This is a genomic window from Sphingomonas sp. MM-1 (assembly GCF_000347675.2).
Classification (GTDB): Bacteria; Pseudomonadota; Alphaproteobacteria; order Sphingomonadales; family Sphingomonadaceae; genus Sphingomonas_E; species Sphingomonas_E fennica.
The window spans coordinates 142,741-156,706 of sequence record NC_020542.1; the positions used below are offsets into that span (position 1 = coordinate 142,741).

A 13,966-nucleotide genomic window follows, 5' to 3' on the forward strand; every position below is an offset into this window, starting at 1 on the left:
TCCGCATGGCCTAGAAGCGCCAGTTCATCTGGATGCCGTAGGTCGCGGGCTGCCCCGCCAGCCTGCGGACGACGTCATAGAGCTTGGCGACGTTGGTCCAGTAATAGCTGTTGGTCACGTTGCGGCCGAAGACGCTGACCTGCCAATTGCCGTCGCTGCCGCCGAAGCCGGCGCGCAGGTCGAGCACGCCATAGTCCTTCATGTAGAGCAGCGGTTCGTTGCCGAAGCCCGCATTGGTCTTGGTCCGGTAGCTGTAGTTGACGCCCAGATTGGCATCCAGCCGCGATGAAATCGGAAAGCGGTATGCGCCGTCCAGATTGACCTGCCATTTGGGCGTATAGGGAAAATCATTCCCCTTGAAGTTCTGGCGCGTGCCGATGATCGTGTAGTTGATGAAGTCCGACGTGACCTTCGAGTCCAGATACGTCGCCGCGGCGGTCAGGGACAGGCCGTTGGTCGGATAGACCGTGACCTGCCCCTCAAAGCCGCGAACGCGGGACTTGGGCACGTTGACCAGCGCGATCAGCGGCCCCATCAGCGTGATGATGCGCCCCTGAAGCTGCTTGTCCGAATAGTCATAGTTGAAGGCCGCGCCGGTCACGTCGACCAGCCGCCCGAAAAGCGACGCCTTGAACCCCGCCTCCAGCGCGACCACGCTTTCCTGCTTCACCGGAACATATTGGTCGACGCTGGTGCCCGAAAGGACGGGCACGCTGCCCGCCTTGTAGCCCCGGCTCGCGTTGAAATAGAGCAGCACCCGGTCGGCGGGCTTCACGTCGACGCCGAAGCGCCAGGACAGGCTGTCCTCGTTGAACGTCCCTTCGATATGGCTGGCATAGTTGAGATTGGCGTCCAGCGTCGAGCAACCGTCCATCGGAATGACGGGTATCGGCCCCAGCCCGGCCGCGGCGCGGATATTGTTGAACAGCCGCGTCAGCCCGACCGCCGAATTCTGGTTGGCCGGAAGCCCGCACCCCTCATAGTCCAGGTCCGCCTTGGTATAGCGGGCGCCGGCGTGCAGCGTGACCAGGCGGCCGATGTCATAGTCGACATTGCCGAACGCCGCATAGGTGTTGAAATCCTGATAGCCGTAGGGCGCGGCGGCGACGTCGTTGGTCAGCGGCGTGAAAAAGCTGTTCTGGGTGGAATAGTAGGTCGCCCAGATCGCATTCTCCCGCGTCTTGTCATGCGCATAGTTGACGCCCAGGATGATGGTCGCTGGCCCGAAATTGCCGGTCAGCCGCTCCTCGGTCGAAAAGGACGAGATGCGGCCGCGAATGCTCTGGTCGCCGTTCGTCAGCGACGTGCCGTCCAGGTCGATCCGCTGGTCCATGCTCATATGCGCGTAGGAATTGAGCGAGACCAGCGTGATGTCGTCGGTCAGTTCGTAATCCCCGCGCAGCACCGCCTGGTAGAAGCTGTTGTCCTTGCGGTAGGGCGTGTTGGCGTTCCAGTCCGCCGCGCGCGGCGTCTGGGGCGCGCGCGGATAGTTGGTGACGAGCGGAATGGTGCTGGCAAATGCCCCGAACAAGGGAACCACGGCGAGGAGCTGGCCCGCCTGCATATCCCCATCGTCGATGAAACCGTTGAGATTGAGCGAGAGCCTGAGGCGATCGGACGCCTGCCAGTCCAGAAGGAACCGGCCCTGGAGCATGCGCTGGCGGCCCAGGCTGTCGTTGCGGGTATAGCTTTGCTGCCAGCCGTCGCCCCGCACCCCGCGAACCGCCAGGCGGGCGTTGAGGCCCGGCGCAAGCGGGCCGGTGACATAGCCCTGCGCGTCCAGCGTGTTGAAGCGCGCGAAACTCGCCGTCACGCCCGCGCCCAGCTCATCCCTGGGCTTCGCGGCGATATAGTTGATCGCGCCGCCCGTGGCGTTCTGGCCGAACAGGGTTCCCTGCGGCCCCTTGAGCACTTCGACCCGCTCCAGGTCGAAGGCGGCGCCGGTCGTCATCACGGAAAAGGGCAAGGGCGCCTCGTCGACATAGACGCTGACGGTCGGGCGCGCACCCACCGCCGTGTCGTAGAAGCCCACGCCGCGCAGCGAATAGACCGGCACGCCGCTGCCGCTCTGCACGAAATTGAGGCCGGGCGTGACCTTCGCCAGATCCTGGACATCGTTGATCCCCCGCGCCGCAAGCTGCTCCCCGGTCAGCGCCGTCACCGACATCGGCACGGTGCTGAGGCTCTGGGCGCGCTTCTGCGCCGTCACGACGATGTCGCTGACGCTGTTCAGGCCATTGCCCTGGTCGGCGGGGGCCGCCTGGCCATGGGCGGCATGGGGCAGAATAGCCGCCCCAGCCAAATAAAGCGCCGTCTTGAGCATTTTCATCATCAATCCCCCTCCTGGGCCCATTCGACCGATGGGTTGCCTTGAAATCACAGGCTTGAACGGCACGGCCCGTCGACCGCCGCCGGGCGACACGGCCCGGCAGGGAGCGACGGGGTTCCCGCTGACTGCCTTTCACGAAGCGACGCAACCGGACTCGATCCACTCCGGCATCCCGACTCGTTGCGTTATGTGTATATACACATTCTGCAATGTCAATCATGTTCCGCCGCGCTCCTGCCAAGGCGCGGAAAAGCCCTGGGCAGGCCGAATCGGCGATGCGCAGCGGGGCGGCGACCAGAACCGTCCCGCCGCCGCCCGACATATCGATTCCTCGCAAGGCACTGTTTTCAGGCAATTTTAAAATCCTGCCGTCCGCGCTTGAACAACGATGTTTTCATTGGTAACACTGTTACCGGATTGGGCAGACGACGAAGGAGCTTAGGAATGCGCACGCGGATCACGGAACTGTTCGGGATCGAACATCCGATCATACAGGGCGGGATGCACTATGTCGGCTTCGCCTCCCTCGCCGCCGCGGTTTCCAATGCGGGCGGCCTGGGCCTGATCACCGGCCTGACCCAGCGCACCCCTGAACTGCTGGGGCAGGAAATCGCGAAGGCACGGGATCTGACCGACAAGCCGTTCGGCGTGAACCTGACCTTCCTGCCGACCTTCAACGCGCCGCCCTATGCCGAATATATCCAGGTCATCGCCGAAAACGGCATCCGGATCGTGGAAACGGCGGGGCGCAGCCCGGAAGAATATATGCCGCTGTTCAAGCAGGCCGGCATCAAGGTCATCCACAAATGCACCTCCGTGCGCCACGCCCTGAAGGCCGAACGGATCGGCTGCGACGCGGTCAGCGTCGACGGCTTCGAATGCGGCGGGCATCCGGGCGAAGACGACATTCCCAACATGATCCTGCTGCCATTGGCGGCGGAGGCGCTTTCCGTGCCGTTCGTCGCGTCGGGCGGCATGGCCGACGGCCGCAGCCTGGTGGCGGCGCTGGCGCTGGGCGCCGACGGCGTCAACATGGGAACCCGTTTCGTCGCGACCCAGGACGCGCCGGTCCATGAAAATGTGAAACGGGCGCTTGTCGAGGCGACGGAACTCGATACGCGGCTGGTGATGCGGCCGCTGCGCAATACCGAACGCGTGCTCAACAATCCCGGCGTGGAGAAGATCCGCCAGATCGAACGGGAAAAGGGCGACGCGATCAAGATCGACGATATTTTCGAGCAGGTCGCGGGCGTCTATCCCAAGGTAATGGTTGAAGGCGAGGTCGATGTCGGTGCATGGAGTTGCGGGCTGGTCGTCGGATTGATCCGGGACGTGCCGACCGTGAAGGAACTTGTCGACCGCATCATGAACGAAGCCGAGCAGATCATCACCGACCGGCTGGGCCGCTCCCTGGGCGCAACGGTCCAGAACGCGCTCGAAACGGCATAGGCGGCATGCCGTCCGGCACGGCCCGATGGGAAGGTGGCGTCGACCTGCAACAGGTCCGCGCCACCTATCGGGACGAGACGCGGTCCGCCATCCTCGCCGCCGCCGCGCGCATTTTGAGCGAGGAAGGGCCAGCCGCGCTGACGGTCCGGCGCGTCGCGGAGGTCGTCAACGCTTCGACGAAGATGATCTATACCTGCTTTTCGGGCAAGGCGGGGCTGCTGGACGCGCTGTATATCCACAGTTTCGACGGCTTGGGCCGCGAATTCGGAAAATGCCTGGCAGAACCTGCGCCGGTCGCCCGATTGCGGGCGATATGCAAGGCCTATCGCGCCTATGCGCTGGCGGAACCGGCATTCTACAATGTCATGTTCGGCGACCTCGGCCGGGCCTATGAAGCGCCGCTGGAAAGCCGGCGGCGCGCCTGGTCGACATTCCGCGCCATGCGGGAGGCGGTCGCGGCCTGCCTTCCGGAAGATCGGCGGGACGAAGCCCGGCAACTCTCCCAGATGCTCTGGGCGACGCTGCACGGCGTCGTCAGTCTGGAACTGAGGGGCCTGCTCGGCGAAAAGACGGATGCCGGCGATCTGTATGACAGGACGAGCGAACTCTTCCTCCAGGGAAGCGGCCTGATCCCCTCCTGACCGGCGTCAGCAACCGCGTCAGGCGGCTGCCTTGTCGTCCATGCGCGAGGCCACGAAGTCGCGCGGCCCCAGGACCCGCCCGTCTCTGGCCTTCAGCTCGATCCTGGCCAGCGGTTCGCCATTCTGGCGGTCGACCATCGCATATCGGGCCTCGTCCGGCTTGAAGCATGTGCTTTCGCCCCACTGCCACAGCGCCATGAGAACGACGTACAACCCCTCTCCCTTTGCGGTGAGGACATAGCGGTGGCCGACGCCGTTGTCCGCGTCCGGCTCTATCCGGAAGATGTCATGTTCGACCAGCTTCTTCAGCCGCGCGGACAATATGTTCTTGGCCAGCCCGATAGCCTTCTGGAATTCGCCGAAGCGCTCCCTTCCCTTGAAGGCTTCGCGCACGATCAGCAACGACCACCAGTCGCCGACCACTTCAAGGGAACGGGCAATGCCGCAATCGGCGTTGCCGAGATTGGTCCGCTTTCCCTTCATCGCCATCTCCAACATCACAGCAAGGTTTTGAAGTTAAACCAACTCCGCCGATTTGTCGAGCGTTCCTCCCCGCGACGCCGCCGGGAGCCATTGGCGGGGAAGGCCCTGGTCGTCGCCGCCTTCCCGAACCGCAGGGGACGGCGTCAGTCGATCTTCACGACGAGCTTGCCGAAATTCCGTCCCTCCAACAGGCCCATGAACGCCGCCGGAGCGTTGTCCAGTCCTTCGACAATGTCTTCGCGGAACCGGATCTTCCCTTCGGAAATCCACTGGCTGACCTCGTCCAGGAACTTCGGCCGCTGGTCCCAGAATTCGCCGACGATGAAACCCCGCATCATGATGCTGCGCGACAGGATGATCCGCATCGCGGCGGGCAGATGATCGACCTGTTCGCCGGACGATCCGTTATACTGGGCGATCAGGCCGCAGACGGGCACCCTGGCGAAATTGTTGAGCAGCGGCAGCACGGCCTGCCAGACGGCGCCGCCGACCAGTTCGAAATTGATGTCGATGCCGTCCGGGCACGCCGCGGCCAGATCGTCGGCGAAGGTCGGGGACCGATGGTCGACCACCGCATCGAAGCCCAGTTCCTGCTTCGCATAGGCGCATTTTTCCGCGCCGCCCGCGATTCCGACGGCCCTGGCGCCATAGAGCCTGGCGATCTGGCCGACCAGCGATCCGACCGGGCCGGTCGCCGCCGCGACGACGACCGTTTCGCCGGGCTGGGGTTTGCCCAGGGTCAGCAGCCCCGAATAAGCGGTGAGGCCGGGCATGCCGAGCACGCCCACGGCGGTGGTGATCGGCTTGAAGCGGTCGTCCAGCTTCACAAGGCCAGTGCCGTCCGAAATGGCGTGCGTCTGCCATCCCAGCCGTCCGGCCACGCGTTCCCCGACCGAAAAGCCCGGATGGCGGGATTCCAGCACGGTCCCGATGATCTCGCCTTCCATCACCCCGCCGACCGGCGTCGGCGCGGCATAGGATTTCCGGTCATCCATGCGGCCGCGCATATAGGGGTCGAGCGACAGATAATTCGCCCCGACCAGGAACTGTCCATCCCCGATGGGCGGCAGGGCCGCGTCCTCTGCCCTGAAATTGGCGGGCGTCACCGCGCCCTGCGGACGTTCGGCAAGGACGATCCGGTGGGTGGTCACCATGGCATATTTCCTTTTTCTTCTGTTCGGTCCGCGCGCCGTTGCGAATGGATGGGCGTTCCGAACGGGATTGCGTGGCGGCATGGGGCCTGCGCTGCGCTCGACCCGGTTCCGCTCTGCCGGCCGCGAGGACGCGGCCGGTTCGAATGCGGGTCAGGCCGCCTGGACGTCCCATAAGTCGATGGCGATGGCGATCCGGTCGAGGATCGGGCGGTTGTCCGCGCCGGCGGCATAGACGCGCCGCTTCGTCGGGAAGATGAGGCCGTCGAACGCCTTGTGATCGGTCGCATAGTTGGCGCTGGTCGTGCCGCCCATGATCTCCACGCTGTAGTCGTGGCGCCGCAGCAGGCCCGATTGATCGAAATAGAAGGTCTGCTGGGTGGAATGGCTGGGCACGCCTTCGGGGAATGTCACCTTCAGCCGACGCCAGGTTTCGCCATTCTCGTCCCAGGGTTCGACCTCTTCCGACGTGAAGCCGGGCAGCCTGAACAGGAACGGCGTGGTCAGATAGGTCCACATCGCATAGCCGGTGAAATAGACGAGATGCTGTTCGTCCCACGGCGTCGGAATGCTGTGCCCTTCGAAGAAGGAGCGCGGATTTTCCCGCTTATCGATCAGTTCGCCGCTGTCGGCGACGATGGCGGTGCTGTCCGGCTCCCAGACGCAATGCTGCCCCTCCTTGAGGAAGGGCGTGAATTCGGTGTGCGGCTTCCGCGTGGAGATCGAGCAATGCATGTCCGCATAGGCGCCGGGCCACTGCTTCACATGCCAGACCGTGCCCTCCGCATGGAAATGGGCTTTCAGTTCATTGATCTGCTCCCAGCGGTCCCAACCGCCATGCGCCGCGATCGCCAGGTCCAACAATTCGCTCACACCTATTCTCCATCGCTCCCCGGCCAATGCCGGATAGGTTTAACTTTGCAACCATGCAGCCCATAGGCCCTTATGGTTTAACTTTGCAACCTAAATTCGCGCGATGGATTCCCGGAGAGGTCGCCGGCAGGGCGTTCGCTAAGGGGATGGGAGCGTCGGCGGGCGCGGAAAAGCGCGGCGCGACAGGATGCGGCGCGGTGGGGCGGCCGGCGCAGGGCGACCAAGGCCGCGCCTTCAGATCATCCATTACCGAGCCGCGGCCGGCGGGTTTCGCCGGCCGCGTCGGTTCACAGCCTGGGGCATCGCGCGGAAAGGCCTGTCCCGCGCCTGTCGAAGGGGCGGGAGCCAGCCTGCCGCTTGAAACCGCTTAGGACCGCTCGAAGATGGCGGCGAGACCCTGGCCGCCGCCGATGCACATGGTCTCCAGACCGTAGCGCGCATCGCGGCGGCGCATCTCGTTCAGCATCGTCGCGGCGATTCGCGCCCCGGTGACGCCGATCGGGTGGCCCAGGGAAATGCCCGAGCCGTTGACGTTGAGCTTGTCCAGGCGGCTGTCGTCCTCACCCCATTCCCACGCCTTGAGCAGCGCGAGCACCTGGGCCGCGAAAGCCTCGTTGATTTCGATAAGGTCCATGTCGTCCCAGCCCAGGCCCGTGCGCGCGAACAGCCGCTGGACGGCGCCCACGGGGCCGATGCCCATGCGGGAGGGATCGCAACCCGCCGCCGCCCAGCCGACGAACCAGCCGCTCGGTTCCAGGCCGAGCTTCGCGAGCTGGTCTTCGGCAACGACCAGGCAGGCCGCGGCGGCGTCATTCTGCTGGCTGGCGTTGCCGGCGGTCACCACGCCGCCCTCGATCGGCTTCAACCCGCCGAGCGTCTCCAGCGAGGCATCCTCGCGGAACCCCTCGTCCCGATCGAAGATCACGGGTTCGCCGCGCTTCTGCGGCACGGCGACGGGCACGATCTCGTCAGCGAACTTGCCCTCGCGCCAGGCGGCGGCGGCGCGCTGGTGCGATCGGACGGCATAGGCGTCCGACTGCTCCCGCGTGATGCCATAGTCGCGGGCGAGATTTTCGGCGGTCTCGATCATGCCCGTGATCACGCCATAGCGTTCGATCGGCTGCGACATCAGGCGGGCGCGGGTCAGCCGGTCGTGCAGTTCGAGGCTGCCCATGCGCGCGCCCTTGCGCAGCGCGGTCGAATAATGTTCGACATTGGACATGCTTTCCGCGCCGCCCGCGACCACGACGTCGGCGGCGCCGGTCTGAACCATCATGGCCGCTTCGATGATCGCCTGAAGGCCGGAGCCGCAGCGGCGGTCGAGCTGGAAGCCCGGCACATTCTGGGGCATTCCGGCGGCCAGCCAGGACCAGCGGCCGATGCTGGGCGCCTCCCCGCTGGGATAGCCATGTCCGAAGACGACGTCGTCGACGCGTTCGGGATCGATCCCGCTGCGTTCGACCAGCGCCTTGATGATCGTGGCGCCCAATTGCCCGGCCGTCAGCGCGGAAAGGCCGCCGCCGAATTTCCCGACGGCGGTCCGAAGAGGCGAAACGATGGCGGCTCGACGCAATGTCATGATGTCAACTCCTGTAGATTCAACGGATTGCGGGTTTATGGATTGGGGCGATGGCTCTGGATGGCGCGCTCAAGCTGACCGGCGGCCGCCCTCAGGTCGGGAAGATAGCGCTCGATCAGATCCTCGCGGCTGTGGGCGTCGGAAAAGGTGGCGACATTGAGCGCCGCCAGGACCTGCCCCTCGCGGTCGCGGACGGGAACGGCCAGGGATCGCAGCCCGACCTCCAGTTCCTCCTCGACCAGGCTCCAGCGCCGCTCGCCCACGGCGACCAGTTCGGTGCGGAGCACATCGGGGGAAACGATGGTGCGTTCGGTCCTCGGCTCCAGGGCGGCGCGCGCCAGCCACCGTTCGGTCTCGCACGGCGCGAGCGAGGCGAGGAGGACGCGCCCCATCGACGTGCAATGGCTGGGCAAGGTGCTGCCGACCATCAGCGGCGCGGCGATCACCTGGTTCCGCTCGGCGCGGGCGATGTAGATGATGCGGCCCGGGTCCGACGGATCGAGCGCGCCGACCGACACCGTTTCCTGAAGGCTGTCGCGCAAGGCGTTGGCGACCGCCTGGCTGGCGCTGGCCAGGGGGGTGGACGTCAGGAACCCGGCGGCCAGCGGCAGCAATTTGGGCGTGAGCGAATAGCGCCCGTCCCGCTCGCGAACATAGCCAAGGCATGTCAGCGTGTGCAGGCAGCGGCCGGCGCTGGGCCGGTTCAGCCCGCTCAGCCGCGCCGCTTCCGTGATGCTGAGCGAGGACTGCCCCTCGAAAGCGCGCAGCACGCCAAGGCCCCGCGCCAGCGAAAGCATGAAGTTGGGATCGGCGGTTTGGCTGTCGTCAGCCATGGGCATTGACCTTTTGCGCTTAAACGAATATTGGCGTTTTTATCCGATAATCGGACAAATAGGGATTATTATGGCAAAGCGCAAGATATTTCCCGACGCTGATGCAGCGCTTGAGGGCGTTCTCTTCGACGGGATGACCATCATGTCCGGTGGGTTCGGGCTTTCGGGCAATCCGGAACATCTGATCGCCGGCCTGCTGCGGAACGGCGTCAAGGAACTCACCGTCATCTCCAACAATTGCGGCGCGGACGGCTTCGGCCTCTGGACGCTGCTCAACAACGGCCAGATCCGCAAGATGGTCTCCTCCTATATCGGGGAGAACAAGCTGTTCGCGGAACTCTATCTGTCGGGCCAGCTCGAACTGGAGCTCAATCCGCAGGGCACGCTGGCGGAACGCATACGCGCGGGCGGCGCGGGCATTCCGGCCTTCTACACGAAGACCGGCGTGGGAACCGTCGTCGCGGAGGGCAAGCCCGTCGAGGAATTCGAAGGGTCGCTCTATGTGCGCGAAACGTGGCTGCGGGCCGACGTTTCCATCGTGAAGGCCTGGAAAGCCGATCCGGAGGGCAATCTCGTCTATCGCAAGACGGCGCGGAACTTCAATCCGAACATGGCGACCGCCGGCAAGATCACCATCGCCGAGGTGGAGGAGATCGTCCCGGCCGGCGCGCTCGACCCCGACCAGGTCCACACGCCGGGCATCTATGTCGATCGCGTGATCCAGGGACCGTCCTATGAGAAGCGAATCGAATTCCGGACCACGCGTCCCCGCACGGAGGAGAAGGCCTGATGCCCTGGACACGTGAGGAAATGGCGGCCCGCGCCGCCGGCGAGCTGCAGGACGGCTTTTATGTGAACCTGGGCATCGGCATTCCGACGCTGGTCGCCAATTATGTGCCCGCCGACATAGAGGTCGTCCTCCAGTCGGAGAACGGCCTGCTGGGCATCGGTCCCTTTCCCTATGAGGATGAAGTCGACCCGGACCTCATCAACGCGGGCAAGCAGACGGTGACCACTTTGCCCACGTCGAGCTTCTTCAGCTCGGCCGACAGCTTCGCCATGATCCGCGGCGGGCATATCGACCTTGCCATATTGGGCGCCATGGAGGTTGCCGGCAATGGCGACCTGGCCAACTGGACCGTGCCGGGCAAGATGATCAAGGGCATGGGCGGCGCGATGGACCTGGTCGCGGGCGTGAAGCGCGTCGTCGTGGTGATGAGCCACAGCGACAAGGCGGGCAATTCCAAGATCGTCGAACGCTGCACCCTGCCGCTCACCGGCACGGGCGTCGTCGACGCCATCATTTCCGACTTCGGCCGGTTCGTGCTGGATCGGGACCGCGGCGAATTGATCGTGCAGGAACTGGCGTCTGATCTCGACATCGATTTCGTTCGCGCCCGGACGGGAATCCCGATCCGGTCGGCCTGATCCGAAATCAGACAGGCGCCGCCAAACAGCGGGGGGAGAGCGTTTTCGCAGGAAGCGGAGACGCTCTCTTTTCTTTTGCCTCTGCCCCGTCCGCGCCGAAGAGGAAAAGGCCCGTTCAGGCCTGGACGGGCGTCGGCGGCTGCCTGTGCGGCGCGGCGAGGATGTTGAACAGGATGGGGGCGAGCGCCGCGCTGATGATCGCGACCAGCACCATGGCCGCGTTGGTCGCGGTGTCGAGCACGCCGATCCGGGTCGCGATGTCGGACGCCGCGACGATCAGGCTGATGCGCGCGCTCAGCAATATGCCGGCGGCCATCGCCTTCCTGCGGCCGTGGATCGGGACCAGCAGCAGCGACGGGATGATCTTGTTGGCGAAGGCGACCGCCACGAAGCCCGGCACCAGCCACAGGGTCTTGGGCGATCCCAGCAGCGCGGGAATATCGAATTTCAGGCCGACATTGATGAAGAAGAAGGGCACGATGAAGCCATAGCCGATGACCTCCAGCCGCTCGCGCAGGTGGCTGCCGCGCGGAACGATCTGCCCCAGCAGCAATCCCGCGAGGAACGCCGCCAGCACCAGTTGCGAATTCAGCATCTCCGCCAGCCAGGCCGTCAGGAACAGCAGCGCCAGGCTGAGCCTGACGAAAGGCAGGCTGGTCCGGTTGTCCAGCCGCGCCGCGGGCACCCGCGCCAGCAGCCTGGGCAGCAGCCGGATCGCCGGGACGGCGATGGCGACAAGCGCCAGGCTGCCCAAGGCGCCCTGCGCGCTGCCGCTGACGACGATCCCGGCCAGGGCGGAAATGGCGATCATCGCGAAGAAGTCGACGAGCAGCGCGGCCGAGAGGATCGTCTGCCCGTATATGTCGCTGGCGATGCCCTTTTCCTGTATCATCGGCACGACGATGCCGACCGAGCTGGTCGAAAGGATCGCGGCATAGATCGCCAGGTGCACCAGGGGCGTCCCCGGGTCGAGCAGCAGCCAGGCGCCAAGGCCGGCCATGGCAAGGGTCAGCAGCGATATGAGGATGGCCAGGATGAGCGGCCTCGCCCGCTGCGCCCCCTGCGGCCGGGCCAGCAACGCGCCGAAATCGACCTCCAGCCCCGCGATCACCATGGGTATGGCAAGCCCGATCTGGGCGAACAGCTCCATCGAGGGACCGGGCGACAGGAATCCCAGGCCATGCGGGCCGACCAGGATCCCGAACGCGATTTCCAGCACCAGCGCGGGCAAGAGGGCCTTGGGCATCCATTGGGCGACGACGGCGGCCAGTGCGCTGCCGGCACAAGCCAGGGCCAATATGGAAACTATCACTTGTCCCTCTATGTCCTCATCGTGGCGCGGCGGCGGATGCCCGCTTCCTGATTGCCGACCTTCTCTCCGGCGGCGCCTGAGGGTCGATCCGTTGGTGCGCGGACGGCAAGCCCTTATCCCATGAACGACCGGCACTCAACCGTTGGTTCCGGACGGATGGGACGAGTTGCGGGGAAGCCCACCCCGATGTCCGCCGGACCCGCCGCGTCAGCCGCCGAACGCCCGCCATCCGGCAACCGTCGCGCGCGCGGCGTCTCCCTGCGCCAGCGCAAGCGCGTCGGCCGCCTGGAGAACACGGCGCTGCGCCTCGACCAGTTCGGCCAGCGAAACATGGCCCGCCCGATAGGCGCGATCCAGCGCGTCGCAGGCGGCGGTCGCGGCCCGGACCTCTTCGGCATGGACGGCTTCGCGCTCTCTGGCGGTCCGCCAGGCAACGACGGCGCGTTCGACATCCTCGGCGGCGCGCAGCGCGGCATTACGGAACTGGGCGATGGCCTCCCGCTCCGCGCCCTTCGCCCGTGCGACCTCCGCATCGACCCGGCCGAAGTCGAAAAGCCGCCAGCGCAGGCCCAACCCGCCCTGCACCACGCTCGCCGGGCCGGAAATGAGCCTGCCCGCGTCATTGCCCTGAAAACCCAGCAGGCCCGACAGGGTGAATTTGGGATAATATTCGGCAAGGGCGACGCCCAGCCGCGCATGGCCGGCAGCAACGCGCCGTTCGGCAGCGACCAGATCCGGCCTGCGCCGCATCAGATCGGCGGGCAGCCCCATGGCCGCGAAACCGGCGACCGGCACCGGCTCCGGCCTCTCCAGCGCCTGGACAACCGAATCCGGCAGGCCGCCGGCCAGCACCGCCAGCCGCGCCAACTGCGCCTGCGCCGCCTGGTCGAACTCGGCGATCCCGGCGCTGATCGCGGCGGTGGAGGCGCGGGACTGGTCCAGTTCGAAACGGGCAGCCGCGCCATGGACGAAGCGGGCGCGGACGATATTTTCCAGCTTCTGCGCCGCCGCCGCCTGATCGACGGCGATGGAGCGCCTGCGCTGCGCGGAACGAAGGAGGATATAGGCATCGCCAATCTCCGCCGCCACGGTGAGGCGGACGGCCTGGCTGTCGGCGACGGCCGCCTCCAGTTCCGCGACGGCCGCTTCCCGCCCGCGCTTCAGCCCGCCGGCAAGGTCCAGTTCCCAGCTTGCCCCGCCGACCAGTTCGAAACTGTCCTGCGTCCGGTCGAAATCCGGGACATAATCGGCGATCTGCCCCAGCCCGGCCCTCAGCGACTGGCGCGTCCGGACCGCGGAACCGTCCAGCGATCCCGACGGCATCCGCGCCGCCCGCGCCGACCCGGCGGCCGCCCTTGCCTGGTCGACCCGCGCCATCGCCGCCTCCACGTCGAAGCCGCCCTTGAGGCCGCGCGCGACCAGATCGTCCAGCATGGGGTCGGCGAAATCCCGCCACCACGGCCTGCCGCCCGGCTCCACGATCAGGGGAGCATTGTGAAAGGCGGCCGGCAGCGGCAAGGCCGGCCGTCGATACTCCGTGCCCGCGGCGCAGCCGCCCAGCAGGGCAAGGCCGATCAGGGCGGCCAGCGACCGATTCGTCGTCACGACGCTTCTCCCGTCCGGGCGAGCAGGAGATAGACGACCGGCGTCGCCACCCGCGACAGCAGGGTGGAGGCGATCAGGCCGCCGATGATCGCGACCGCCATCGGGCCGTACAGCCCCGATCCGCCCATGGCCAGCGGCAGCAGCCCGCCGATCGCCGTGACGGAGGTGAGCAGCACGGGCAGGAAGCGCATCTCGCCCGCCTGCTCGATCGCTTCGCGCATGGCGATCCCCTGCCCCCGCAACTGTTCGGTGAAATCGACGAGAAGGAGGGCATAGCGTGGAT

At 66.0% G+C, this 13,966-nt stretch carries 12 protein-coding genes and 1 pseudogene; 4 read left to right on the forward strand and 9 right to left on the reverse strand.

The features are described 5' to 3' along the window. Window positions 1–10: 10 nt before the first annotated feature. Entirely contained in the window at window positions 11–2,332 is a 2,322-nt protein-coding gene (locus G432_RS19915) for a TonB-dependent receptor (RefSeq protein ID WP_015449284.1), read from the reverse strand. Window positions 2,333–2,773: 441 nt separating this feature from the next. On the opposite strand from G432_RS19915, the gene G432_RS19920 reads away from it, so the two are divergent. Further along, entirely contained in the window at window positions 2,774–3,778 is a 1,005-nt protein-coding gene (locus tag G432_RS19920) for an NAD(P)H-dependent flavin oxidoreductase (RefSeq protein ID WP_015449285.1), read from the forward strand. Between the two features lie 5 nt (window positions 3,779–3,783). After that, window positions 3,784–4,419, forward strand: a complete 636-nt coding sequence (locus tag G432_RS19925; protein ID WP_007684910.1) for a TetR-like C-terminal domain-containing protein — start codon at window positions 3,784–3,786, stop codon at window positions 4,417–4,419. Window positions 4,420–4,437: 18 nt separating this feature from the next. Here G432_RS19925 and G432_RS19930 read toward each other — a convergent pair whose 3' ends face one another. The 5 genes from G432_RS19930 to G432_RS19950 form a co-directional block, all read right to left on the reverse strand. Further along, entirely contained in the window at window positions 4,438–4,902 is a 465-nt protein-coding gene (locus tag G432_RS19930; protein WP_025161107.1) for a winged helix-turn-helix transcriptional regulator, read from the reverse strand. Window positions 4,903–5,045: 143 nt separating this feature from the next. Then, entirely contained in the window at window positions 5,046–6,056 is a 1,011-nt protein-coding gene (locus G432_RS19935; protein ID WP_015449286.1) for an NADP-dependent oxidoreductase, read from the reverse strand. A 150-nt stretch (window positions 6,057–6,206) separates the two neighbouring features. After that, window positions 6,207–6,926, reverse strand: coding sequence for a hypothetical protein (locus G432_RS19940; protein ID WP_015449287.1), 720 nt, complete (start codon window positions 6,924–6,926; stop codon window positions 6,207–6,209). A 367-nt stretch (window positions 6,927–7,293) separates the two neighbouring features. Then, a complete protein-coding gene (locus tag G432_RS19945) occupies window positions 7,294–8,505 on the reverse strand; it encodes an acetyl-CoA C-acetyltransferase (protein ID WP_013054067.1) in 1,212 nt (403 codons plus the stop codon). A gap of 35 nt (window positions 8,506–8,540) precedes the next feature. Beyond that, the gene (locus G432_RS19950; protein WP_021247407.1) at window positions 8,541–9,338 is read right to left on the reverse strand and encodes an IclR family transcriptional regulator domain-containing protein; all 798 of its coding nucleotides are present in this window, start codon (window positions 9,336–9,338) and stop codon (window positions 8,541–8,543) included. A 70-nt stretch (window positions 9,339–9,408) separates the two neighbouring features. Here G432_RS19950 and G432_RS19955 point away from each other — a divergent pair, with 70 nt between their 5' ends. Both G432_RS19955 and G432_RS19960 read left to right on the forward strand, forming a co-directional pair. After that, entirely contained in the window at window positions 9,409–10,128 is a 720-nt protein-coding gene (locus G432_RS19955; RefSeq protein ID WP_007684919.1) for a CoA transferase subunit A, read from the forward strand. After that, entirely contained in the window at window positions 10,128–10,766 is a 639-nt protein-coding gene (locus tag G432_RS19960) for a 3-oxoacid CoA-transferase subunit B (RefSeq protein WP_007686450.1), read from the forward strand. Before G432_RS19955 ends, G432_RS19960 begins: the two co-directional genes overlap by 1 nt. Window positions 10,767–10,881: 115 nt before the next feature. On the opposite strand, the gene G432_RS19965 is transcribed toward G432_RS19960, so the two are convergent. From G432_RS19965 to G432_RS19975, 3 genes and pseudogenes are all read right to left on the reverse strand, one after another. Further along, window positions 10,882–12,063: a cation:proton antiporter gene (locus G432_RS19965; protein WP_015449289.1), complete on the reverse strand. Its 1,182-nt coding sequence runs from the start codon at window positions 12,061–12,063 to the stop codon at window positions 10,882–10,884. Window positions 12,064–12,285: 222 nt separating this feature from the next. Then, window positions 12,286–13,683, reverse strand: a complete 1,398-nt coding sequence (locus G432_RS19970) for an efflux transporter outer membrane subunit (protein WP_015449290.1) — start codon at window positions 13,681–13,683, stop codon at window positions 12,286–12,288. Next, window positions 13,680–13,955: pseudogene (locus tag G432_RS19975) on the reverse strand (efflux RND transporter permease subunit); the annotation flags it as partial. The pseudogene G432_RS19975 and the gene G432_RS19970, both read right to left, overlap by 4 nt. Between the last annotated feature and the right edge of the window lie 11 nt (window positions 13,956–13,966).